This is a genomic window from Streptomyces flavusporus (genome assembly GCF_046267975.1).
In the GTDB taxonomy this organism is placed as follows: Bacteria; Actinomycetota; Actinomycetes; order Streptomycetales; family Streptomycetaceae; genus Streptomyces; species Streptomyces flavusporus.
This window is the reverse complement of sequence record NZ_CP176503.1, coordinates 8,872,708-8,895,470: the sequence shown is the minus strand read 5'-3', so window position 1 is coordinate 8,895,470 and position 22,763 is coordinate 8,872,708. Positions and strand designations below refer to the sequence as shown.

The following is a 22,763-nucleotide window of genomic DNA, read 5'->3' as shown; positions in this document are numbered from 1 at the left end:
CTCAGATCCTGTAGTCCTCGTGCGGGATGGCGCGCTCCCAGACGGCTTCGAACGCCTCCGCGTGGCGCTTCACGACGTCGGCAGCATCCTCCATGACGTCCTCGACGAACCGGCCGTCGCCTGCGAACAGGCTGAAGCGGATCAGGCGGCCATCGAAGATCCACAGGTCGTTACCCGGGAGCAGCAGATCCGACGCCAGGCGGCGAGGGAGCCACCGAACGTCTTCGCCGGCCGTGATGTTCTGCGGCGTGCATGAGTGCTCGTAGCGGATGTAACCGCTCACGGGCTCCGAAACGACGCGTGCGCGCCGCATGACAACGCCACGGGCCACGGCGTCGGCAACTGACTGATGAAAGCCGTTCCACCACGACGAACGGTCGCTGAGGTCGTACTCCCACCCGTCACGCCATGCGGCGAAATCTGCGTCTTCCTCGTCGACGCCGTAGACGTCGCGAGTCTCCAGATGGACCGCGGAACGTTGGCAGTCGGCGAGCAGCTCAGCGAACGGCGGAACCTTCTGCGGCATCGCACGCCTCCCTGATCTGCTGCACCATGCGGACGGGCAGCCTGACGACTGCCTCCGTGTCGGGGATGGGTCCCGTGGACAGGCATTCTGCCTGGAGAGCCTCGTCAGCCTTCCAGCCCTGAAACACGAACTCCCCCTTTTCCTCGTCGAGCCACACCGTCGGGCAGTGGTCGCCGTTGGTCTCGGGGTCCTTGCCGAACGATCGTAGAGCCATGGTGTCCTCCGTCGTCACGCGGATTGCGCAATGTTCTACGACCATCACGCCGACGGGTGCGGCCGTCAAGACCGCCTACAGCCAACCCGCGTGGCGCATGCGACGACGCCAACTCCGGCCGTGCTCGGGGTTGCAATACTGCCGCACGCGTCCAGCGCCGGGCGTCTGCTCGACTTCGGCCCCGCAGTGCGGGCAGGTGACGGACTGGCTCTTGGCTGGCTTACCGATCATGGCTCCTCCTGAAGTCATAGGGACGCCCGCGGACCATGTCGGCCCGCGGGCATGGGAAGGGCCGGTCCCATGGCGGAACCGGCCCGGAGTGTGCGTGGTGGTGTGTCAGATGTAGACGCGCCCGTTGTGCAGATCACGGGCTATCTCGCCGTCGTACAGGTTGATTTGCTCGACTACAACGCCCTTCAGCTCTTGGCCGTCGAGGAGCGTCTTCGATTCAACGTTGATCGTGAGCGGACGCCCTGAGCCCTTGGAGGCCCCGATGGCTGCCCACTGCTCCGACGTCAGAACGGGCTCCGGCTTCCCCGTCCCGTTGGCGACGAGGTTCATTCCAGGCTGGAGGTAACCGCCGTCGTCGTACAGGAACGGCATGGGATCGATGGTCCGCCCGTTACGCCGCGCCTCGAAGTGGAGGTGAGGACCGGTGACGTTGCCTGTCGCACCCACGGCACCGATCGTCTGCCCACGCGTCACGGCGTCGCCGACAGAGGTCACTATCTTCGACAGGTGCGCGTACAGCGACGCCAGTCCCCCGCCATGGTTGACGAGGATGTGGTTCCCGTACGGGCCTCCCCCGCCGGCCGTCGCAACGGTGCCGTTGGCGGCTGCATAGACCGGGGTTCCCGTCGCAGCAGGGAAGTCCAAACCCGTGTGATAGCCGGAGGACCACATTGGGCCAGCCACGCCGAACCGAGTGCCGAACGGGGCGTTGACGGGGCGCGCCCACACGCCGTTCCCGCCTCCGCCTCCATCTCCGCCACCGGAGAAGAAGCCACTGACAGCGTCGACGATCTTGTCCTTCAGGCCGGATGCCATCTTGGGCGGGTACGCAGCAAGCGTCTTGCCGATCTGAGCGCCACCGAGATTGGCCGTGACGTCGCGCAGGATCGGCGCCATGAGCTGAGCCCACACCTTGCCGGGGTTGACCATGAGGTCCGCGCCGGCCTTAGCCCAGTCAACGGCCCCGTCGACGACGCCTGAGACCGTGTCCTTCGTCCAGTCCCACGCCCCGGAGAGTGCTCCGACGATGCCGCCGTCGGCAAACTTCTGTACGCCGGGGATTTCGCCTGTGCGGTTCATCTGCTCAAGGACGCCGAACCCAATTTTCCGGGCGCTATCCCGACGAATTACGTACTCGTCTTCCATCAGGAGGGCGGGGATGGAGTCCTTACCTGGAATCCCTCCGCGCGTCCGCCCACCGTCGGCGAACTTGGGTGTCTCGTCGAGCAGCTTGGGAGCAGCAGGAAGCTTGTCCAGGCCGACGAATCCCGCGACCTTGTCCCATACGGCTTTGATTCCGTGCGTGTAGACGACATCGATCACAAAGTTGGCCGGCTTTGCGACGATCCCAGCGACGGCGTCCCACGCTGATTTGATGGCCTTCTTAGCTTCGCCGAACGCGTCGCCGACGAGTTTGACCGCCGACTTCATCTTGTCGAACGCCGGCTTCAGCGCCTTGTCGTACAGCCAACTCGTCTTGTCGGAAACCCAGTCCCACGCGGGTTTTACGGAGTGGTCATAGAGCCACTTGAACTTGTCACCAAGCCACTTCAGGCCATCCCAGATCCAGCGGAAGGCGGGCTTAAGGGCGTGTTCCCACAGCCATTTTGCCTTGCTGGAAATCCAGTCCATCGCAGGCTTGACGGCGTGGTTGTAGAGCCAGACGAATTTGTCGCCGATCCACTTGATTCCGTCCCACACCAATTTGAAGAACGGCGAGAGGACGTTGTCCCAAACCCATGTAGCGAGCCCTGCGATAAGGTCCCACGTCGGTTTGAAGCAGTCTTCCCAGAGCCATCCGAGGATCGCGCCGACGGCCTGGATTGCAAGCCAGATCGGCGTGAACACCACGGTCAGGAGGATCGCGGCGGCGTACTTGGCCACTGTCGAGATGATGTTCCACGCCGGGACGAAGACGTTCTTCCAGAGCCACGTCAGCGCGTCACCGACCCACTGGATTGCGCCCCAGATTCCCTCGAAGACAGGCTTCAGAACCTTCGTCCACGCCCACTGTGCCGCGATCTGGATTGCGGACCACGTCGCCTGAACTGCCTCGCGGAACCAATCCCACTTCTGGTAGGCCAGAACAACAGCCGCGATCACGACGCCAATCAGTATGGCGATCCGCACGAAGATGTTCTGCTTGGCGACGAAGTTGAAGGCGATCATCGCGAGCGTCCACGCCTTCGTGGCGACGACTGCCAGCCATATCCCCTGGACGAGCCACGGCGCGTTTTCCGCGATTGTGGCTATCCCCTCCGCCATCGCCCCCAGCACCTTGAATAGAGGGCCTGAGAGAGGCGAGAGAGCGCGCCCTATTTCGAGGAACGCGCCTCCGATGTCGCCAAGTGATTCGGCCACTATCGGGCCCATCTCGCTTGCGTAATCGAGGAAGCGCTCAAACTTGGGTGAGCCGCGGAGGTTCGTTCCCCAGTTGGCGAAGCGCCCGGTGATCCTCTGCATGCGCTCCGAAATGGAGTCCATGTGCGGGAAGAATGCGTCAACGATTCCCGCAATGCCCTTGAACGTATTTCCAAACGCGATGCCCAGTCCGATGATCGCGGGCTTCGCGCTCTCCGTGATCCCCTGCTTGAAGCGCTGCCAAAACGGGCGCTTCATGTCCGCGCTCGCGCGGTCCATCAGTTCGCCGATCGCGTCCGCGGAGGTCTGGACGAGCGGGGTCAAGCCGGGGAGGGAGTTCTTCGCACCGTCGACAGCCCGCGTGAAGAGCGGGAGGACGTGAGGCTGGAGTTCCTTCGACCACGCCTTGTACGCGGCCGTCAGACCCTTCGGGCCGGCGATGGAGTCGTAAAGAGCGCGCTGCTCGGGGGTCAGCTTCGCGAGTGCCTTGCGATACTCGTCCGCCTTCGTCGTGGCTGTAGCCGTCGTGTCGATGGACGACAGTCGCGCAGCCTCGACGCCACGCTCCGCGGACGCTATGGACTCCGCTGCCTGGACCTGCGTGTCGGCCGCGTTCTTGACGGCGTCGGCAAGGTTGCGCTGAGCATCGGTGACGGTCTGAGCGGCCTCCACCTGCGCCTGCGCTGCGTCGCGGTGTGCCTGTGCGACGGCCTCCGTCTGGCTCTGGACGTTCTGCTGAGCGTTGGCCAGTTGGTCGACCGCACGCTTTACGTCTTCGTTGCCGTCGACGCCCGCCTTCTTCGCAGCTTCCGCGTCCTTCTGGAGCTGCGCGTAGTCCTTCTTCTGCTGGTCCGCGGCCTGGACCGATTGGTCGTAGGCGAGCTGCGCGCGCTGGAGCTGGAGGTCCGTAGCCTTGCCGGCGTCGTACTCAGCCTGTACGCGGTTGAGTTCCTCCTGCGCCTCCTGGACGCGGAGGGTCGCGTCACGCTCGTCGAGCTTGCCGCGCTCTAGCTGCGCGTTCAGGTCTTCGAGCTGACGGGCAGCGTCTTCGCGTGCCCGCGTGAGGTCTTCCTCCGCCTGGCGTGCCTGACGCTTGGCGTCGACGAGGGAACGCTCCGCTTGCTCGACCCGCTCCGCTGCCTGCTCGCGCTGCTCCATGGCGCGCACAGCAGCCTGCCCGAGAGCGCGCTCAGCGTCCTCCACCTGCCGGTTGGCCTGTTCGATGGAGCGGGCGGCGTTGCGGTGCGCAGAGGCTAGCGACTGCTGCGCATTCTGCATCTGAAGCGCGCTCTGAGCCGCGCGGACGCTCGCAGCCGCGGAGTTGTCCGTCGCGGACGTGGCTTCCTTCTCCGCGGCCGTCTTCGCCTGGATAGCGGAGGTGACGCCCTTGACCGCAGGGATAGCCGCCAGGGCCAGGGCTCCGACGCCCGCAGTGGCGACGACGGCTGCCGACGCGATGGCGCCGATACCTGCGGCTGCTATGGGGATGAGCGGGATAGCCGCTACGGCGCCCAGTGCGACGGCGAGTTGCATGAGGGCTGCGTTCGCCTGTGCTGTGTTCGCCGTGACGCGAATGCGGACGTCGTCGCGGTCGAGATCGTCCACTAGGCGCTGCATCTGTGCGAGTTCAGCCCGCGCGGTGGCGATGTCTGAGCGGACCTGGATATTCGGCGAGCGCGAGCCGAGTTCCGCTAGCTTCGCGTCGATTGCCTCCAGTTCAGCGAAGGCCGTTTCGGCGTCGATATCAACGCCGATACGCTTCCCGCTAAGGGCCTCCATCCTCGCCCGGACGCGCGCCAAATCGGCATCTAGGCCCGTTGTCCCTAGCCGAACATCAGGCTTAGGAAGCGACTGGAAAGCCACCTGCAAACGGGACTTAAACGCTCTTCCAAACGCGCCCGCATTATCGTTTCCCGCTCGTGTTGAGGCGTTGCGGGCAGCGTTGCCACCGTTGTTGATAGCACTCGGGATAGCGACCGTGATATGCCTTGACATGGCGTCGCCGAAACGTCGCCCTGCCTCCTCGCCCACCCGCTGAGCTGCGGGAAGGGCGATGGCCTTCATCTTGTTGTGGAAGTTCGGAGCAACCGGAATAACGTCGACGGCTGCGGAACCGACGATGTCCAAATCGCCAGCCATCAAACACCCCCGTTTGCGACGTCGTATTCCGCGGGGTGTTCACGGAGGTTCAGCAAGCGCGCCATAACGCACAGGCGTTCCGCCTGACGTTCGACCGTTGGGGAGTGTTTAGCCTGCGCAACAGTCAACGCCGCTTCTGTCCAGGCTTTACACGCCGGAGAGCAGTACGCGAATACCTCCAGCTCTCCCGATGCCATCATCGCCGGCAAGGGTGCGAATTGGCAATCGGGGCGGAGGCACCGCGTTGAATCATGAGTCATGGGAATTCCAGACATGACAGAGCCCCGGTGCGTCCACCGGGGCTGAATGGCTTATGGGGTGCTACTCGTCGGCGTCACTCCGCCTTCGCCCTGTCGCGTGTGAACACGTCAGGGACGCGATCACCCCTGCTCCTGCGGGCGCCCAGGACATCGAACAAACGTAGGAGTTCGGCAGCCTCCGCCCCGTCGTCGTCGCGAAGGGCACGCTTTGCCCGCAGCATGTAAGCGGCGCACTCCGCGGAACAGTGTTTAGGGAGATCCTCGGTACCGTCTCGACGTCGACGGGGCGCCCTCTTGAAGTGGCAGCCTGGCCGACGGCACTCGGGCATGGCGCGGTACGGCATGCTGTCTCCTCGGGTAATGGAAGAGCCCCGGAGTCACTCCTCCGGGGCTCTGCGGGTGTTACGCTTTTAGGTCTTTGACCTGCGGGTTGTAACGCTTAGATGTGGATCTTTCCCGTACGGCTTGATCGCTCCGCAGACACGATCCGCCTCGTCTGCGACGCGGGAGGGCCTCCAGGGAGCCGCCAGAGGGCGTCTCGGGGGCGTCTCGGGGGCGTTTTGGGGGGTCCTGGATCGACCTCTAACCGGTTGTCAGACCGCGCTGCCTAGCAGCTTAACGATCCGGAAGGGTGCGAGGGGGGATTACCCGGGTGGTCTATTTCCGCAGATCAGGCGGGGTACGTGCGCTCACCGAGCGTCGGCCGACCCGCAGGGTCGCAAGCGGCTGACTCACTCAGTCCAACCCTCGCGGCGTACTCGCGACGTGCTTCCTGCCAACGTCGCCACGCTCGAATGACAAGCGGTGAGTTCATGCCGTTGCGCTCGACGTCGGTCGCCTCGTCGGCGCTCAGCCAGTCCCACACGACGCACGGTGTGCGTAGCTCGGGCGGGCACGTGGCGTTGCCTGTGTGCTGCCCCTGCGCTGCTGCCCTGCGGGCAAGCATGGCGTCAGTACGTGCACTCACGCAGCACCACCGGGCAGAGCATGCAGCTCACCCGTGCCCGTGTCCACGGGCTCCATCTGCCACCCCAGCGTGCGCATGCCCGCGGGGCTCAGGCCCAAGTGGTCTGCCAAGTGTCGCGCTTCCTGCGCCAGTCCAGCCGTCGCAGCGCCACCGAGTGACTGGCACACGATCTGTACGTACATCGCGACGAGCGGCACGTAGGCGTCGATCCACTGTGTGGCCTGCGGGCTTGCCCACAGCTCTTCCCACATCGTCCGCTCTGCCTCGCTCCATGCTCGCCCTGACGGCATGTCGGGTACGGGGAGGTCGCACCCCAAGAGCGGGAGTATGACGAGGCCGGCGCGAGGCTGCTTCCCGCCCTCCCTGTGCGTGCGGCTGTACGGCCGCGTGGGGTCTCTTCGTGGCCCCGGGGCAACCATGGTCCCTCCTGTCGTTGTCAGGTCGTCAGGCTCAGCTCTGGCCCAGCGAGCTCACGTGGTCCAGCCGGACCTTGTGCACCTTCGTCGACACGGTGACCGTGAGGACGGACGGCCACAGCGTCGAGCCCTGCGGCCCCGTGGTCGACGTATAGGTCAGCGTCCCGGTGAGCGTCTGCCCACCGACGAGGTTGACGCTCACGGCCTGGCCGTTCAGCGTCATCGCGTGGTCGCGGACGGCCGACGCGTACTCGTCGAAGAGGAATGTTGAGATCATCGGTTCTCCATGGTGTAGGTCCGCGCCTGGAACGGATTGGTTCGGCGCTGCTGCTCATCCGGTCGCGGCTCGCGCTGCGGGTGCTTCTGGCGGTAGCGCTGAGCGCCTCCGCTGACGGTTCCGGCGCCGTTGCCGACGTCGGGGCCACGGTTCCCGCCGGAACGTGGCGCAGGGGGCGCAGGAGGGGCCGCTACGCCGAACTCCGCGGCGAGCGTCTGGGCGTCCGCCTCCAGCTCCTCCGGCGTGGTGCCGACGAGGCGCGCGGACTGTTCCGGCGTCAGGCCGGCGGCGAGACCCGCACGCAGGCGGGCGAGTTCAGCAAGCGCGCTGTCGCGCTCTTCCTCTGGGGTCATGGTGTCTGTCCTTGTCAGTCGACGAACGGCCGCGGGTCGCGACCGGTACCGAGGGGCTTGTAGGTGCGCTCAGGCGTAACGCGCGGGGAGTAGTCGACGACGCGTTCCGTGCTGTCGTCGTAGGCGATGGGCTCCGTTGCTGCCGTGACGTCCGCCTCCAGGTCTCCGTACGACGTCGGTACGTAGGCGGTACCAACGTTGGCAAGCCACAGGAGGTACGCCTCAGTCGTGGCAACGTCGACGCGGGAATTCCGAACTTCGCCGTATCCCTGTCGCCTCCACTCGCGGAGTTGACGACGCTCGTCGGTGTCGTCGTCGCCGACGATGGAACGAGGACGCGGCCCGGGGTCGAGCAACGCCCACTGCGCCGCACGGATGTTGGCCAGGTCGTCGACGAGCCCCTGAAGGCGTCCCCACGCCTCTACGACGGCGCCTCCGGCCTTGATAGCGGCGTCAGCGCTCCGTACGTCGCCGAGGGTCTCCGCGGCCTTCCGGGCGTCGCTCAGTACCTCGTCCAGCCTCGTCCCGAGGTGCTCCAGTGCGTCAGCGGAGTACGCCTGTCGGGTGTCGTAGGCGAGCAGTTCCGTCGATTCGACGGCCCGCTTCCGGGCGATGCGCTCCGCCTCCCACTCCAGGGCGGCCGTGTACGCCTTCGCGGCACGCTTGCCGAGATCCGACGGCCACGAGCCGTCAGCCTGAAAGGCGCCCACAGCAGCGTTGATGACCTCATCACGTGCGGCGTCGGGAGTGGTGCCGTGTGGGTGCTCGCGAAGGCGCTTCTTCGCCTCGTCGAGGAGCCGCTCCGTGCGCTCGATGTCCGGCACGGTTCCGACTGCTGCGGCAAGTTCGGGGTTGATCATGATCAGTCCTTCGTGTCAGGAAATGCCGAAGGGCCCTGCCCACGTGGGGTCAGGGCCTTTCGGAAGTGCTCTGCGCGTGCGGCGTATCGCTCTCGCATTCGCCGGCGCTGCGGGTCGGGGTTGGCTGCGTACGCCTCACGGCGCTTCCGGTTCCAACAAGGGATGCAGTGAGGGCGTGTCCCTCCGCGCCCCATGGCGTCGAAGGGGAAGTAGTCGAGCGTGTGAGGGAACACCTCGTAGCACGTCATGCACGGCCGTGTCCCACGGCTTGGGACGTCGCTCATGGTTGCCGTCCGTTCTTCGGTCTAGCGTTCCAGCGGTCGAATTGAGGGCACAGGAAAGCCCCCGCTCGCGGAGTAACGGCGCGGCGCACACGGCCCACGAAGGGGAAGACCGGTGCTTCGACGCGCTCCCTGCGGACGCGAGCGGGGGCTCAGCGCAACGCCGGAGGAGAGAGAAGCGTTGCGCGGCGCAAGAGTCTTCAACGGCCATTCCGGGGCCGGAGACTCTCCGTCATGCGACGAGGAGAGGGGCGACTGAGCAACACCCCTCTCCAGATCCTTATGTAACCCGAACGAGCGTCAGGCGGCGTCGCTCCTTCGCACCCGCCTCATCCGCTCCCGGGACCGGGTCCGGTCCCACAGCGTCCGGCACTCCGCAGAGCACAACTTCTGCCATCGCCGGCGCTGACTCCGCGGACGACGCTGCTCGAAGTCCTCGCAGCACTGCGCGCACTTCCCGCGCCAGACCTTGAAGTCACCTTCGACCGTGACGTGTCCGTCGTTGTCGACGCTCCAGGACGCGCCAGGCGTCGCGCCGGACTGACGCGCCGCAAAGGATGCCGCTATCTCCGGGTCGACGCGCACCGTGACCTCACCCACGACGGGCGGGACGATGTCGACCTCCCGGCCCGATGGCCGGTGACGCTGCGGACGCTCGTCCTCGTCGAGGGCGCCGTCCTCCCAATCCTCGAAGTGCCGGAGTCCGTACTCCTCGTCGCTGAGCTCCGCCAGTGGGTCGTATCCCGACAGACCACGCCAGTAGCCCCGCCCTGACGAGATGTACGCCCCGCACGACTGCATGTCGTCTTCGAGGGCCTCCATCTCCAGCGCCTCGTACGACCGGCGCGTCCGCCGGAGTCTCAGCCCGTCCTCATGCCGCACAGTGTTCCCCTTGTCGTCGGTAAGCCGCGTGTTCGGCTTACATAGGGGTTATGTCGTAATGAGTAGGCGATGTGACGTCGGGGCGGCGTCCTCGTCTGCCTCTCGTCGGCGCGCGTCCAAACTTGGCGCCAAAGTGCCAAACCAAAGGGTATTTTCAAGTCTCTCTAAGACGCGTTAGAGAGAACCTGAAAAGTACCTCTATTCTGTCCAGTCTGACCAAGGAAAGTAGTAGTAACCCCGGTTGACCTGCGGTTTCGAGGCGGACACGCTGCTCGACGGTTTGGCCGGAGTCTGGCCAGGTTTGCCACTCCGACCCCGCGGAGGACGTCGACGAGGCGCCGGAACGCGACGAAGCCCGCTCCCAGGTCACCCCAGGTCGGGCTTTCGTCACGGACTGTTACTTACTGGTGTGCCTCGACTCCTCCTCCGCCATCTTGCGGCGGAGGTAGCCGACGTTCCATCCGATGTCCGACGGATCATCGTCGAGTGCGCCGCGGACGGTAGTTCGCACCCAGAGCGCCCGGTCGACGAGCCGACGATCAGAGATGTCGTCACCCGGGACCGTCAGCGCCTCGACGACGGCGCTCAGGAGTTCGCGGAGGTCGCGCACCTCGTCACTCATGCCGCCACCGCCACGGAGTGCGTAGCAACAGGGAGGACGCCGGGGAGCGCCAGGCGACGAGCGGCGTCGACGCATGAGGGACATACCGACGTCGTCCATGCCCCGTCGACGAGCACCGGAGCCGCATCGGGGTCGTCCCCGTAGCAGTGCGAGCAGACGGTGCTCACCGGGTGCTCGTACACCTCGTGCGCCCACAGGGTGCACACGTCGGCCAAGAGCGCCTCACAGCCCAACGCCGCGGAGGTGAACGACGTCTCCCACCCGTCGGCGAGGATGACGGCCTCGTAGCGCTCCGGGCGGTAGTCGCGGCCAACGGCAACGACGGCGGGGAAGCGGAGGCGGTCGGCGACGTCGCAGGCGAAGGCCGTCAGGTCGGCCAGACTGTCGGGAGTGGTCGTGTTGCCGACGACGAGGACGCGCTGTGCGAGCATGGGGACCTCCAGTAATGGAGACAGAGGGCCCGTGCATCCGCCAAGATCTCGCGGGCCCTTTGTCTTGCTTGCGTCGGGGTGTGGCTACACCTTAAACATGGGTGTGGCCACACCGCAACCCCTTCGGTGTAGCCACACCTCTGCTACTGTCCCCCCATGCCCAACCAACCGAAGACACCAGTCAGCCGCTTCCGTATCGACGCGGAGCTATGGCAAGCGTTCGGGGACGCCGTACCGGACGACACAGACCGCTCAGACGTCCTCCGGCGCTTTGTCGCTTGGTACTGCCACAGGCCAGGCGCGAAGCTACCCGAGCAGCCTCCAGCCGGCCCGTGGAGCAACCCGCCCCAGACCTGACGGAGCCCCCGTCGGCGTGATGGGGGCTCCGTCGTACGTCTGTCGCACTTCCCCCGCGGGGCGCTCGTTAGTCGCCCGTCTCCTGCGCGAGGATATCGGCGAGGTGCTCCGCCCCAGGGTCGTCGTGCTCGCCAATCGCAAAACGGAAGCGGGATTCGTCGACGGCGTATTTACCGCCCCTCCTCCCTTGGCTCACCTTCAGCACCGCGCCCGCGTCCAGAAGCATCCGGCGCTTACCGGCGTCGTCCTTGGCGTCCCATACGTCGCGGTACGTGCGTCCCGTATGCACGACCTCAGTCATGGGAGGCCGCCGAGGAGTAGCCTCCAGTTCAGCGAGTCGGCTTTCCAGCGCGGTCGCCTTCTCTTCCCAAAGTCGACGTCCCGCTTCAGAGCGGAATCTCCCGGACTGCTTCATGTGCTCTTCCAACTCGGCTGACACTTCATTGATCTCGGGCCCAGGGTCATAACCTGCGATTTTGCGTGTTTCGATCACTTCCCACGAGCCGACGAGCCCGAGGAACTTTCGCGCGACATACTCCTCCGCCCATTCAGCCTTGATGGTCGATGGCTTCTCGCACCTGCGCCCCTGAGTCGCTGCTCGGCAGGCGTAGATGTTCGTTTTCCTCTTCCCGGACGCCTTCGTGTAGTACATGCGCCCGCCGCACCCGGCGCATTGAATGACACGTAGGAGGAGAGCGTTTGTGTCGCTTCGCGTCGGCGGGACTGTGTCGCGCTTCCTCGCGTCCAGCAGCGCGCCTACGTTGTCGAACTCCTCCCTCGTCAAGATGGGCGTTTCAGAGGCCAGGACGGGCCGCCCTGTGCTGTCACGAACGGGTGCGCCGGCGTGGACCTTCTGCCCCATGAGCGTCGGCGAGCGAAGAAGAGCGTTGATGGTTGATGCGCTCCACTTAAAGCGTGGCACCGTCGAGCCACGCTCGTACGCTTTGCCGCCCGTCTTTCCTCCTGGCTTACGTCCCTGTTTGGTTGCCCAGTGGTCGCGGGGACTAGGAACCGGCGGATCTTCGCTGTTCAACTCGATAGCGATGGACGTAGGGCTAGCGTTTGCATCCTCCACAAGCGATCGGATGATTCGCTCGACCACCTTTACGGCCTCCGGGTCCGGCACAAGTGTCTTCCCCGCCCCATCGGGCATTGGCGCCGGCATGTACGGGTACGGCGGTCGAGCTCCACGCCACCGCAAGGCCATCCCTCGAATTGCTTCCGAAGCCCCCTGAACACGCTCCCGGATAGCCTGAGCTTCCATCTGCGCCGCGAAGGCCAGAAGCGTAACCATGATTTCCGCGATGGGATCAAGCGGGTTGCGGAAATCAAGCGTCAGCATCCCGCCAGGCCCCTCGGCAAAGGCGAGCATCTTTCGGTACGTACGGGCCCACTTGGCCAATTCATGCATATCAGCCATTGAGCGGACAGCGCGGTCGAGCCGCCACCACAGGATGACGTCGAACCGCGATGGCTCGGCCAACCACTTGCCCAGCTCCGGGCGCTCGAAAGGCGTTGTCCGTGACGCTGAGACGTCCAGGTCCTCAGCTTCACCGACGATTCGCGCACTGATGGCCCGTGCAGATCTTTCATTCGCCTCACGCTGGCGCGTTGGCGACGTGGTTTCATCGGTTCGGACGCTGAGCCTGATCACCGACAGTGCTTCGAGCTGCTCGCTCCCCAACAGAACAGTCATGCCGGTCAGTGTGCACTAATAACTGAGTCACTGTGGTCTGGAGATCCGGACGGCACGCCGATCGTGCTGGTGGAGGTGCCCGCGGACCATCCGATCCGGTATCGGCCCGGGATCTGATCCCCGGTGAGCGTGCGGCGGGCGACGCGCCCGGCGCGAGAGAGTCCCGGATGGCCGCTGTCAGTGGGCGGCGCTAGCGTGCTGGTGTGGGTTCGCGCTGCGGAAGGGACGTCGGATGAAGCTCGACAAGCCGGTGGTCGGCGGGCCCTGCTGGGCCGAGTTGGGGACCACCGAGCTGGAGGCCGCCAAGCGGTTCTACGGCGAGTTGTTCGGCTGGCGGGCCGAGACGGATCCACGTCAGGAGGCCGGCGGCTACACGGTCGCGCATCTGGGCGACGCACCGGTTGCCGCGCTGTCGCCGCTGTACCAGGAGGAACAGCCGGTCGCGTGGACCGTGTCGTTCTCGGTCCGGGACGCGGACGAGAGCGCACGGGAGATCACGGCAGCCGGTGGGACGGTGCTGATGGGGCCGATGGACGTGTTCGACATGGGCCGTTTCGCGGTGGCCGCCGACCCGTCCGGCGCCGCCTTCACCCTGTGGCAGCCCCGGGCCTTCGAGGGCGCCGGGCTGTTCAACGCGCCGGGCTCGCTCGGCTGGGTGGAGCTGATGACCCGGGAACCCGCGCGGGCGCGGGACTTCTACACCACCGTCTTCGGCTGGACCGTCAACGCCTCGGAGCACTACACCCAGTGGGGCATCGCCGGGGTGGACTTCGGCGGCATGATGACCATGGACGACAAGTTCCCGCACGAGGTGCCGCCGCACTGGCTGCCGTACTTCGCCGTGGCCGACGTGGACGACACCACCGCCACGGCGACCGGGGCGGGCGGCACGGCCCTCATGGAGCCCACCTCCGTGCCGGACGGACCGCGCATCGCGGTGCTGCGCGATCCACAGGGTGCCGTCTTCGGCGTGTATCTCGCAGGCCACGAGGGCTGAACCGGGGCGTTTGCACTGGAGTGCGCTCGAGCTCCTAGCGTCGTAAGCACGATCCGCCCGAGGGACCCGAAGGGGAGAGCACCGTGCGTTACCCACTGTTCGGCAGAACCGGCCTGCGCGTGAGCGAGCTGAGTCTCGGCGCGATGACGATCGGCGAGGACTGGGGCTGGGGCGCGGACAAGGAGACCAGCGCCAGGATTCTGGACGCCTACGCGGACGCCGGCGGCAACTTCGTCGACACCGCCAACAACTACACCGGCGGCAGCTCGGAGCGGATTCTCGGCGCCCTGCTGGAAGGGCGGCGCGACCAATTCGTGCTGGCCAGCAAGTACACCTGCGGCATCCGCGACGGTGACGTCAATGCCGCGGGCAACCACCGCAAGAACCTCGTGCAGTCGGTCGAGGCCAGTCTGGAGCGGCTGCGCACCGACCGGCTCGACGTGCTGTGGGTGCACGCCCGGGACAACTTCACCCCGGTCGAGGAGGTGATGCGGGCCCTGGACGACCTCGTACGGACCGGGAAGGTGCTGTACGTCGGTGTCTCGGACTGGCCCGCCTGGGAGATCGCGCATGCCAACACGCTGGCCGAGCTGCGGGGTTGGACCGCGTTCGCCGGATCGCAGCTGCGCTACAGCCTGCTGGAGCGCACTCCCGAGCGTGAACTGCTCCCGCAGGCGCGGGCGTTCGACCTCGCCGTGCTGGCATGGGGGCCGCTCGCGGCCGGGAAGCTCACCGGGAAGTACCGGCGGGGCGAGTCGGGGCGGCTGGACGTCACCGGGGGGACGGTCGACCCGCGCGAGGAGGCGGTCGTGACCGCCGTCCTGGAGATCGCCGAGCAGGGCGGCTGGAGCCCGGCACAGGTGGCACTGGCCTGGCTCCTCGGCCGGCCCGGCAACATCGTCCCGATCATCGCCGCCACCAAGGAGAGCCAGCTCGCCGACAATCTCGGGGCGGTGGACATCCGGCTCGACGCGGACGCCGTCGCCCGCCTCGACGAGGTCAGCGCGGTGCCGCTCGGCTTCCCGCACGACTTCGTCCGGGAGGAGCCCATCACCCGTAACATCTACGGCGACCGCTGGCCCGACATCGACGACCGGCGCTCCACGCACCAGCGCACGGTGCACGACGTGCTCTGAGGGCACCGTCGGGAACGCCCGGCGGCCGCTCAGACCCGCAGTGCCCCGAGCCGACCCTCCAGCTGCTCGAGCAACTGACCCAGCAGCGCGGCGAGTTCGCTCTGCGCCGATGCGCCCATGCCGGACAGGACAGCGCTCTCGTAGACGAGCTGCTCGGGCAGGATCGCGTCGACCAGGGCGCGTCCGGCGTCCGTGAGGCGAAGGTGGGCGACGCGGCGGTCACGGGCGTCACCGCGTCGCTCCACGAGGCCGCGTTCGGTGAGCTGCTTGAGGCGTTTGGTGACGGCGGCACCGGAGGAGAAGGTCTCCCGGGCCAGTTCGCCCGGCGTCAGCTCGTGACCGGTGCGGCGCAGCGCGCCGAGCAGGTCGAACTCCGGCCGGCTGAGCCCGGCCCGGCGCAACGGTGCGTCCTCGGCCTGCTGGAGCAGGGCGGCACAGCGGTTGACCCGGCCGATGATCTCCATGGGGCCGGTGTCGAGGTCGGGGCGCACGGACTGCCACTGCCGGACGACCGCGGCAACTGTGTCGCCCCGCGCAGCACCGGCGTCGCGCCCCGTCGCACCGGTCGTCTCGTGCCCGGTCGTCCGCCGCCGGTTCGTCCCCGTCATGGCCGTGCGTCCTCCGTCGTCATGCTCGTGTCCCGGTCCAGGTCCTGGCGCCGTACCGTCGCCGCGAGCGTACGGTGTCCCGACTGCTCGACGAGCACGACCCGCTCCTGGGGCAGGGCCCGCTGCCACCACTCACCGGACGCGGCATCCGCGGTGGCGCGCAGGTCGGCCAGGGCGGCGGCGAGGCTTCGGCGGGCGGCCTGAAGGGCGCCGGCGTCCGGGCGCGGCTCGGCCAGCAGACGGGCGGTGCGCTCACGGGCGCGCTCGGCGACGGCCAGGGCGCGTTCGAGGCGGCCGCCCGCACGCCGGTTGGTGACGGCGACGGCGGCCACGAGGCCGACCAGCGCGCCGACGAGAGTGTCGACAATCCGCTCGACGATCAGCCCCCCGGCGTCCTGGAACCCGGTGAACTCGGTGATGAGCAGCGCCAACGGGGTCACACAGACACTGCCCAGCCAGTAGTTGCGGCCGATCAACGCCTCCGCCCCGAAGTTGAAGGCGAGACAGCACAGCACGAGGGCCGTGGGGCCGAGGTGGGCGAGCGGAGCGACGGCGGCGAAGAGGAGGACCCCGGCGAGGTTGCCGACGACGCGCTGCACGCCCCGGCTCCAGGTCAGGGTGAGGTTGGCCTGGTAGAGGGCGGCGGCCGTGACCAGGGCCCACTAGGGGCGGCCGATACCGACAGCGAGGGACGCGTATCCGGCGAGGGCGCAGCCGAGGGCGGTACGCAGGGCGATCGGGGTGAGCGGCGCGGGGGCGCGCCGCAGCGGCCGCTTCGGGGCGGCGAGGTCGACGTCCACGCCGAGCAGTTCGTCGGCGTCCGCGCCACCCCGGTACGGCACGGGCCGGGTGCCGCGCAGTTCACGGGCCCAGGCACGCAGGCGTGCCGGATCCGTGTCGGCGGGTGCTGCCAGGGCTACCTCGGCGCGGACGACGAGACGCTGCAGGGCACGCCGGGTCGTGAAGCGGGCGCGGACGGACAGCAGCGACTGCCAGGCGGCCTGCACCGCGGCGGCCGCGACGGCCCGGGCGTGAGCGTCTCCGGTGCTGTGGGTGTCGGCGTACGCGGCGGCGGCGTTCAGAGCGTGTGCGGTGGCGCGGCGCTCCGGGCCGTACGGGCGGACCAGGGCCGGCGCCATGCAGGTCTTTGGAGGAGATACGCCCGAAGGGCGCCCCCGCGGGGGCGCCCTTCGGGCGTATCTCCTCCAAAGACCAGGAGCCTGTGGTTGGGGCACATCCCTCGGCTAGTGAATACGCAGAGTGATGAACGAGAAGAGGACGCTTCCCTTGCCCGTTGCCACCTGCGGGTTGCAGACCGACCGCAAACAAGCCGCTGGAGTTAGGTCGGTTTGAGTGATTCGTTCGGTTGGTGTGCTGGTCAAGGCGCGGTAGACCTCGCGGGCGACGAATCGCTTGAGGCAGCGCATGATGTCCTTCTTGTTCGGCCCTTCCTTGGTGCGGCGTTCGACGTAGATGCGGGTGCGTTCGTCGAAGCGCATGCGGGTGAGAACGATGGTGTGAAGGGCGTTGTTCGCGGCCCGGTCGCCGCCGCGGTTGAGGCGATGGCGGTGGGTGCGGCCGGAGGAGGCTGGGATCGGGGCGACCCCGGCCAGGTGCGCGAACGCGCCCTCGGACCGCATCCGTTCGGGGTTGTCCCCGGCCGAGGCCAGCAGCTGGCCGGCGGTCTCTGGCCCGACACCGAACAGCTCCAGCAGCTGTGGGGCGGCCTGGTTGACCAGCGGCCCGATCTCGCAGTCCAGCTCGGCGATCTCCGCGTCGAGCGCCTGGTGGGGACGGGCCAGGCGCCGCAGCGAGGCCCGGGTCGCCGCCAGCGGGCGCGACAGGTCGTCGCCGGGCCTCAGCCGGGCGAGCGTGCGTATCAGCGCGGCCCGATCCAGACCCGCGAGCTGCTCACGCAGCATCGCCGGAGCCGAGACCAGCAGGCCACGGATCTGGTTCATTGCCTGGGTGCGGGCCTTGACCGCGCTGCGGCGGGCGATCCGCAGCACTCGCACCGCCTCGACCACGCCGTCCCGGCTCTTGGGGATGCCCGTGGCGCGTCCGGACAGCACGGCCGTCGCAGCGGCGTAGGCGTCGACCGGGTCGGACTTGCCCTTCATCCGCCGCGTCTTGCGGTCCGGGCGGTCCACGTCGACGACCGAGACCCCCGCGGCGGTCAGCACCCGGGCGAGCTCGGCACCGTAGGCACCGGTGCCCTCCACCCCGACCGCGACGAGTTCGCCGTGTGAGCGCATCCAGTCCAGCAGGTCCCGGTAACCCCGGATGGTGGCGGAGAACTCCTGGTCGGCCAGGTGCCGGCCGACCGTGTCGATCACGGCCGCGTGGTGGGTCAGGCCATGGGTGTCGACACCGCCGGTGATCTGCGGGCCGTCGTGCGTCATGCTGGTCATGTCCGTTCCGAGGGCGGCACGCGCCGGTCGGGCGGGTGGACAAGACAGTGACGGGGCTTCTGGACCAAGCCTCTATAAGGTCACAAACGCCCGTCCGGCCACGTGCGTGGCGGCCCTGCCGATGAGCCGACAGATCCCAAACAGGACAGTCGATGACGTCAGTCAGCAGGCGAGTCAGGCTCACCAGCAGAACCACCCGTCACATCCTCACTGTCAGTAGAAAGTAGGCCACCGGGGTGACCCGCTGATTCCGGTCTACCGCATCAAGTTCTTGCTCGACGCATCGAGCAGCACGCGCCGCAGGTGGAAGTCGTGCGCGCCGGCACCCGAGTACCCCTGCCCCGCAGGGTTGATGACCGAATGACGAGTGCGCCGTACCCCCGGTCGATGTTCCGCGTCGAGATCGCCACCCCCATCAACCACCTGGGCGAGCTCTACCCCGACGTGAGGGAGGCGTACGCGGCCTTGCAGTCAGCGGGCGTCCGCATCTACGGCCAGACCATGTTGCTGCGGGGCGTGAACGACGACGTGCAGACGCTGATCTCGCTCCATGACGTACTCCGTCACCTCGACATCGAGGCGCACTACCTCTTTCGCTGTGGTCCCATCCGCGGTACGGACCATCATCGGACCTCGGTCGCGCGCGGCTGAACCTCTTCCGGAGGCTCGTGGCCTCGGGCATGACCTCACGCGGGCAAACCGTAGTACACGCTGATGACCGATGTGGGGAAGGTGTCCCTGTACGAAGGATCTGTCATCGACCGCGACGACAACCGGGCGCTCATCCAGACCGGCTAAATCGGCCATCATTGACGCAAACCCATCCTGACACTCCATCTCATCTCAGATTACGGTTTGCGAGCTCAGTTTGTACTGAATCCTTCTAAGAGATGAAGAGAAGGTGACAATCATCCAGGTTCATTCGAGGAATGAGTCAGGCAGGGCCCTCTCCCGTCGTGCTTCACAGGTGTCTGGCTCCAAGACCTCCGGAACACGCAATCGGGCCAAGGCGCTGCGCGCTCGTGGCCTGGACATCGTGAACTTCGCTGCCGGAGAGCTGGATCTCGCCCCGCCTGAGGACTTACGCGCAGCCCTGCGTCACAGCGCAGACATGGATGTTCACCGGTATACCGACACCGGCGGCTTGCCCGAGCTTCGTGACGCACTGGCCCAGCGCATCAGCACCTTGTCCGGCGTGCCGTACTCGGACAAGGAAGTGCTCGTCACCACAGGGGCGAAGCACGCGCTCTACCTGGCCAGTCTGGTGCTGCTCGACCCCGATGACGAGGTGCTCATCCCCAATCCCGGCTGGGGGACCTTTGCGGCACAGGTCCGCCTCGCGGGCGGCGTACCCGTAGCTGTCCAGACGGACGACATCGGGTTCGTACCGAGTGTGGAGCGCCTGGAAGCACTGCGCACGCCGCGCACACGCATGATCATCCTGAATACACCCAACAACCCGACCGGCGTGGTGTATTCGCCACAACTGCTGGCGGTCATCACCGAGTGGGCGGGCCGCAACGGGCTGTGGATCGTATTCGACGAGTGCTACGGCGAACTGGTGCTGCCCGGCGCGGTGCACGTTCACCCCGCTGCTCTCGTGGAGGGTGCCCGTGAGTACGTCGTCGGTGTGGGGTCGTTCTCCAAGAGCTTCGCCGTGACGGGCTGGAGAGCTGGCCATGTCCACGGCCCGGCCACCGTGATCGCGGCGATGAAGAATCTGCAAAGTCACACCACCTCCAATGTGACCAGCGTGGTCCAGCACGCACTGCTTCCCGCGGCCCGTGGCGAACTCGACTCCTTCGTGGCCAAGGCCCGCGATGTACTGCTGCGCCGTCACGGCCTGGTTAAGTAGGCGCTGGACGACACGGCGCACCTGTCCGCCCCCACACCGCAGGGAGCCTTCTACTTCTTCGTCGACTGCCGCGAGGTGATTGGGTGCAAGCTGCGCGGCATCGAGGTTGCAAGCACCGGAGCCTTCGCCGAACTGCTCCTTGAGCACGCGCAGATAGCCCTAACCCCCGGCTCCGCCTTTGGCATGGAGGGCTTCCTGCGACTGTCGTACGCGATCGCCGAGGACCGCATCAGCCAGGGTCTGGCCAGCCTGAAGGAGGTCATGAACGATGCCGAATAGCGGAAGGCCGTTCATTCTGTACTTCGGCGCGGTCCAGCGTCCGGAGTTCTATGCCGGGCTACTCGATCAGGATGTCGAGCTGGGGTTGTTGCTGGACTCCGAGTCCGTGCACGGTCTGGAGCCCAGGGAGTTCACCCTCGTCGAGAAGATGTCGTTCTCCGCTGGCGTGGAGGCCATCTGCGAGCGCATCGAGGGCCTGCGCGCGCACCGTCATCTCGAATCGATTATCAACATCGACGAGACGCTCGTCCCACTGTGGACCGAGGTATGCGACCGCCTTGGCCTGCCCGCGATGAGCCGACAGGCTGCCACAGCCGTGCGCAGCAAGAGTGAAATGCGCCGCCGCTTCGCCGAGCGCATCGGCATGCACGTCTCGGCTCGATCACGCGTCGTCACCAGCCAAGAGGAGGCGCTCGCCTTCGCCTCGAAGGTCGGTTACCCGGTCGTGATCAAGCCTGGAAACCTGTGGGGCAGTTACTTCGTCTCCCGCTGCGACCGTTCCGAGGACCTGGCTCACGCCTTCGGGGAGATCGCCGGCACACTGCCGGACTTCTCGACACAGCAACGTGTCAACGGCGTCCCGGTCGAGATCCTGGTGGAAGAGTTCATGACCGGCACGAACCACTCGGTGGAGTGTCTGGTCCTGGGTGACGAGGTGTGGACGACCCCGGTGATCGACGTGGTCACCGGGACCGACCTCGGAGGCAACGACTTCCACCACTTTGCCCGGGTGACTGCGACCCGCCTCACCAGTGAAGAGCAACAGCACATGCGGGAGTTGGCGGCCCAGGCCGTCCGAGCCCTGGACGTCGACCGCGGTATCGTCCACGTCGAGTTCGTCCATGGCTCCGACGGATCGCGCCTCATCGAGGCCGGCGGCCGTCCCGGCGCGAACCGGGCCCCGCTGCTGCAAGCGGCGTTCGGGATCAATCTCCTGGCCGGATACCGGGACGTCCTGCGCGGCAGCACACCGCAGGTGGAGTCGGACAGGCATGGGGCAGCGGCTGTCGTCACCCCCTACCCGCACACCGCAGGAGTGCTGTCCAGCTACCGAGGGCTTGCCGAGATCAAGGCCCTGACCAGTACGGTGCAGGTTGACGTCTACAAGAATCCCGGAGAGCGTGTTCAGCCCCGTCAGGAAGGCGCCGGTTCACCGCTGCGCATTGAGATGTGCGCGGACTCGCCCGAGCAGCTCTCGGCCGACCTGCGTACGCTGACAGCCCTGTGCGAGGACCTTTTCGACATCGCGGACACCCAGGACGCCGCCGTGGTGGCCTTATGAGGCGGCATCTGGTCTTCCTGGAGAGCAACCTGACCGGCAGTGGCTACGAGGCCATCGCCGCAGCACACCGGGCCGGGCATCGCGTTACGTTCCTCACCCAGGACATGTCGATATATGTCGCCCCCGGCCATGAAAAGCTCGACCAGGCCTGGATCGACGAGATGGTGGTCTGCGACAGCAACGACCCGCGCGCCGTGGTCGCGGCGGTGCGAGAGCTGGCCCAGCCCGTGGACGCGTTGATCGCGGTGGGCGAATGGCACATGATCTGTGCCGCCGAGGCCAGTCGGGAGCTGAGGCTGCCCGGTCCCGCACCCGACGGCGTACGTGCGGCACGGGACAAGTCCGAGACCCGTCGGCTGTGCAATGCGGCAGGCGTGCCCGTGCCCCGTTTCATACGTGTCACCGACCCCGCGGACGTCCGCGGTCAGGCGCTGACGTTTCCGTGCATCGTCAAACCCCTGGATGACGCAGGCAGTAACGGGGTCAGGCTGTGCGCCTCGGTCGAAGAGGCAGCGGACCACGTCCGTGCGGTGTTGGAGGATACCCACAATGAACGCGGTCAGCGGAAGATCCCCGCGGCCCTCATCGAGGAATACGTCGACGGCCCGGAAGTGAGCGTCGAGATGCTGGTGCATGAGGGCTGTAGCACCACTCTGGCCGTCACTTGGAAAGAACTCGGCGCCCTGCCGCACTTCATCGAGACAGGCCACCATGTACCGGCAGAGCTTGGTGCGGGCCTGGACGAGCAGTGCGTCCGAACAGCCGCCCAGGCGCTACGCGCGGTCGGCTTTGACTTCGGCGCCGCCCATGTGGAACTGCGTCTCGCGGCTGACGGACCCCGGCTCATTGAGATCAACTGCCGCCCGGCAGGCGACCGGATCACCCAGTTGGTCAAGCTGTCCACTGGCGTCAGCATCTCTGCGGAACTCGTGGCTATGCATCTGCCGCCGTGGTCCCCACCGCAGCCGGACCGTGGCAGTGCGGCTGCCATCGCCTTCCTGCCTTCCACGTCCGGAATAGTGACGAGCGTGAGCGGCACGCACGAGGCCCGGCGGATTCCCGGCGTGGTGGACGTCAGCCTCTATGTCGAACCGGGATATTGCAGCGACCCGCAACTCAACAACACTGCTCGCCACGGTCACGCCATCACCATCGCTCCTACCGGGAAAGAGGCCCTGGCCCATGCTCGCGCGGCAGTCGCTTGCCTCCGTGTCGACACATCTGACCAGGTAACCGCCGGCGCTCACTGAGCACCCGCACCAGCGGCACAAATCGATGGATGCCCTTGCCGTGTAGCCCGTCCGGGCTGCATCAGCCTGTGA

17 protein-coding genes and 4 pseudogenes are annotated in these 22,763 nt (G+C 66.8%); 7 read left to right on the top strand and 14 right to left on the bottom strand.

Features of this window, described 5'->3' with window-relative positions; all coding sequences use genetic code 11:
* Window position 1 precedes the first annotated feature (1 nt).
* The 11 genes from ACKTSN_RS41770 to ACKTSN_RS41720 all read right to left on the bottom strand — a co-directional run bounded on the left by ACKTSN_RS41770 (window position 2) and on the right by ACKTSN_RS41720 (window position 12,873).
* A complete protein-coding gene (locus ACKTSN_RS41770) occupies window positions 2–526 on the bottom strand; it encodes a DUF6879 family protein (RefSeq protein WP_409473825.1) in 525 nt (174 codons plus the stop codon).
* Window positions 498–740: a hypothetical protein gene (locus ACKTSN_RS41765; protein WP_409473824.1), complete on the bottom strand. Its 243-nt coding sequence runs from the start codon at window positions 738–740 to the stop codon at window positions 498–500. The genes ACKTSN_RS41770 and ACKTSN_RS41765 overlap by 29 nt, the downstream gene beginning before the upstream one ends.
* Window positions 741–1,076: 336 nt before the next feature.
* On the bottom strand, window positions 1,077–5,471 hold the full coding sequence (locus ACKTSN_RS41760; protein ID WP_409473823.1) for a peptidoglycan DD-metalloendopeptidase family protein: 4,395 nt from the start codon (window positions 5,469–5,471) through the stop codon (window positions 1,077–1,079).
* A gap of 1,223 nt (window positions 5,472–6,694) precedes the next feature.
* Window positions 6,695–6,949 (bottom strand): hypothetical protein, encoded by a 255-nt coding sequence (locus tag ACKTSN_RS41755; RefSeq protein WP_409473822.1) that lies wholly within the window; start codon window positions 6,947–6,949, stop codon window positions 6,695–6,697.
* Between the two features lie 199 nt (window positions 6,950–7,148).
* On the bottom strand, window positions 7,149–7,391 hold the full coding sequence (locus ACKTSN_RS41750) for a hypothetical protein (protein ID WP_409473821.1): 243 nt from the start codon (window positions 7,389–7,391) through the stop codon (window positions 7,149–7,151).
* A complete protein-coding gene (locus tag ACKTSN_RS41745) occupies window positions 7,388–7,744 on the bottom strand; it encodes a hypothetical protein (protein WP_409473820.1) in 357 nt (118 codons plus the stop codon). Before ACKTSN_RS41745 ends, ACKTSN_RS41750 begins: the two co-directional genes overlap by 4 nt.
* A gap of 14 nt (window positions 7,745–7,758) precedes the next feature.
* The gene (locus ACKTSN_RS41740; RefSeq protein WP_409473819.1) at window positions 7,759–8,604 is read right to left on the bottom strand and encodes a hypothetical protein; all 846 of its coding nucleotides are present in this window, start codon (window positions 8,602–8,604) and stop codon (window positions 7,759–7,761) included.
* A gap of 581 nt (window positions 8,605–9,185) precedes the next feature.
* On the bottom strand, window positions 9,186–9,767 hold the full coding sequence (locus ACKTSN_RS41735) for a hypothetical protein (protein ID WP_409473818.1): 582 nt from the start codon (window positions 9,765–9,767) through the stop codon (window positions 9,186–9,188).
* 397 nt (window positions 9,768–10,164) lie between these two features.
* The gene (locus tag ACKTSN_RS41730) at window positions 10,165–10,389 is read right to left on the bottom strand and encodes a hypothetical protein (protein ID WP_409473817.1); all 225 of its coding nucleotides are present in this window, start codon (window positions 10,387–10,389) and stop codon (window positions 10,165–10,167) included.
* Complete coding sequence (locus tag ACKTSN_RS41725) at window positions 10,386–10,820, bottom strand: hypothetical protein (protein ID WP_409473816.1); 435 nt, start codon at window positions 10,818–10,820, stop codon at window positions 10,386–10,388. The genes ACKTSN_RS41730 and ACKTSN_RS41725 overlap by 4 nt, the downstream gene beginning before the upstream one ends.
* 424 nt (window positions 10,821–11,244) lie before the next feature.
* Complete coding sequence (locus ACKTSN_RS41720; RefSeq protein ID WP_409473815.1) at window positions 11,245–12,873, bottom strand: recombinase family protein; 1,629 nt, start codon at window positions 12,871–12,873, stop codon at window positions 11,245–11,247.
* Window positions 12,874–12,903: 30 nt separating this feature from the next.
* On the opposite strand from ACKTSN_RS41720, the pseudogene ACKTSN_RS41715 reads away from it, so the two are divergent.
* The 3 genes and pseudogenes from ACKTSN_RS41715 to ACKTSN_RS41705 form a co-directional block, all read left to right on the top strand.
* Window positions 12,904–12,990: pseudogene (locus tag ACKTSN_RS41715) on the top strand (VOC family protein); the annotation flags it as partial.
* 115 nt (window positions 12,991–13,105) lie between these two features.
* Window positions 13,106–13,870: a VOC family protein gene (locus ACKTSN_RS41710; protein WP_409473814.1), complete on the top strand. Its 765-nt coding sequence runs from the start codon at window positions 13,106–13,108 to the stop codon at window positions 13,868–13,870.
* 83 nt (window positions 13,871–13,953) lie between these two features.
* A complete protein-coding gene (locus ACKTSN_RS41705) occupies window positions 13,954–15,006 on the top strand; it encodes an aldo/keto reductase (protein WP_409473813.1) in 1,053 nt (350 codons plus the stop codon).
* 29 nt (window positions 15,007–15,035) lie between these two features.
* Here ACKTSN_RS41705 and ACKTSN_RS41700 read toward each other — a convergent pair whose 3' ends face one another.
* From ACKTSN_RS41700 to ACKTSN_RS41690, 3 genes and pseudogenes are all read right to left on the bottom strand, one after another.
* Window positions 15,036–15,614: a MarR family winged helix-turn-helix transcriptional regulator gene (locus ACKTSN_RS41700; protein ID WP_409473812.1), complete on the bottom strand. Its 579-nt coding sequence runs from the start codon at window positions 15,612–15,614 to the stop codon at window positions 15,036–15,038.
* Window positions 15,611–16,753, bottom strand: a pseudogene (locus tag ACKTSN_RS41695) (FUSC family protein); the annotation flags it as partial. The gene ACKTSN_RS41700 and the pseudogene ACKTSN_RS41695, both read right to left, overlap by 4 nt.
* Before the next feature lie 237 nt (window positions 16,754–16,990).
* Window positions 16,991–18,016 (bottom strand): annotated as a pseudogene (locus ACKTSN_RS41690) (IS110 family transposase); the annotation flags it as partial.
* A 396-nt stretch (window positions 18,017–18,412) separates the two neighbouring features.
* On the opposite strand from ACKTSN_RS41690, the gene ACKTSN_RS41685 reads away from it, so the two are divergent.
* The 4 genes and pseudogenes from ACKTSN_RS41685 (at window position 18,413) to ACKTSN_RS41670 (ending at window position 22,691) form a co-directional block, all read left to right on the top strand.
* Window positions 18,413–18,676 (top strand): hypothetical protein, encoded by a 264-nt coding sequence (locus ACKTSN_RS41685; protein WP_409473811.1) that lies wholly within the window; start codon window positions 18,413–18,415, stop codon window positions 18,674–18,676.
* Between the two features lie 250 nt (window positions 18,677–18,926).
* A pseudogene (locus tag ACKTSN_RS41680) lies at window positions 18,927–20,159 on the top strand (pyridoxal phosphate-dependent aminotransferase).
* The gene (locus ACKTSN_RS41675) at window positions 20,149–21,441 is read left to right on the top strand and encodes an ATP-grasp domain-containing protein (protein ID WP_409473810.1); all 1,293 of its coding nucleotides are present in this window, start codon (window positions 20,149–20,151) and stop codon (window positions 21,439–21,441) included. Before ACKTSN_RS41680 ends, ACKTSN_RS41675 begins: the two are co-directional and overlap by 11 nt.
* Complete coding sequence (locus ACKTSN_RS41670) at window positions 21,438–22,691, top strand: ATP-grasp domain-containing protein (RefSeq protein WP_409473809.1); 1,254 nt, start codon at window positions 21,438–21,440, stop codon at window positions 22,689–22,691. The genes ACKTSN_RS41675 and ACKTSN_RS41670 overlap by 4 nt, the downstream gene beginning before the upstream one ends.
* The last annotated feature ends 72 nt before the right edge of the window (window positions 22,692–22,763 follow it).

Coding starts and splice junctions, on each gene's coding strand:
- ACKTSN_RS41745 (WP_409473820.1), bottom strand. CDS start 7,744: ATGACCCCAGAGGAAGAGCGCGACAGCGCGCTTGCTGAACTCGCCCGC.
- ACKTSN_RS41685 (WP_409473811.1), top strand. CDS start 18,413: ATGTTCCGCGTCGAGATCGCCACCCCCATCAACCACCTGGGCGAGCTC.
- ACKTSN_RS41755 (WP_409473822.1), bottom strand. CDS start 6,949: ATGTGGGAAGAGCTGTGGGCAAGCCCGCAGGCCACACAGTGGATCGAC.
- ACKTSN_RS41710 (WP_409473814.1), top strand. CDS start 13,106: ATGAAGCTCGACAAGCCGGTGGTCGGCGGGCCCTGCTGGGCCGAGTTG.
- ACKTSN_RS41750 (WP_409473821.1), bottom strand. CDS start 7,391: ATGATCTCAACATTCCTCTTCGACGAGTACGCGTCGGCCGTCCGCGAC.
- ACKTSN_RS41675 (WP_409473810.1), top strand. CDS start 20,149: ATGCCGAATAGCGGAAGGCCGTTCATTCTGTACTTCGGCGCGGTCCAG.
- ACKTSN_RS41720 (WP_409473815.1), bottom strand. CDS start 12,873: ATGACTGTTCTGTTGGGGAGCGAGCAGCTCGAAGCACTGTCGGTGATC.
- ACKTSN_RS41770 (WP_409473825.1), bottom strand. CDS start 526: ATGCCGCAGAAGGTTCCGCCGTTCGCTGAGCTGCTCGCCGACTGCCAA.
- ACKTSN_RS41700 (WP_409473812.1), bottom strand. CDS start 15,614: ATGACGGGGACGAACCGGCGGCGGACGACCGGGCACGAGACGACCGGT.
- ACKTSN_RS41760 (WP_409473823.1), bottom strand. CDS start 5,471: ATGGCTGGCGATTTGGACATCGTCGGTTCCGCAGCCGTCGACGTTATT.
- ACKTSN_RS41730 (WP_409473817.1), bottom strand. CDS start 10,389: ATGAGTGACGAGGTGCGCGACCTCCGCGAACTCCTGAGCGCCGTCGTC.
- ACKTSN_RS41725 (WP_409473816.1), bottom strand. CDS start 10,820: ATGCTCGCACAGCGCGTCCTCGTCGTCGGCAACACGACCACTCCCGAC.
- ACKTSN_RS41765 (WP_409473824.1), bottom strand. CDS start 740: ATGGCTCTACGATCGTTCGGCAAGGACCCCGAGACCAACGGCGACCAC.
- ACKTSN_RS41740 (WP_409473819.1), bottom strand. CDS start 8,604: ATGATCAACCCCGAACTTGCCGCAGCAGTCGGAACCGTGCCGGACATC.
- ACKTSN_RS41670 (WP_409473809.1), top strand. CDS start 21,438: ATGAGGCGGCATCTGGTCTTCCTGGAGAGCAACCTGACCGGCAGTGGC.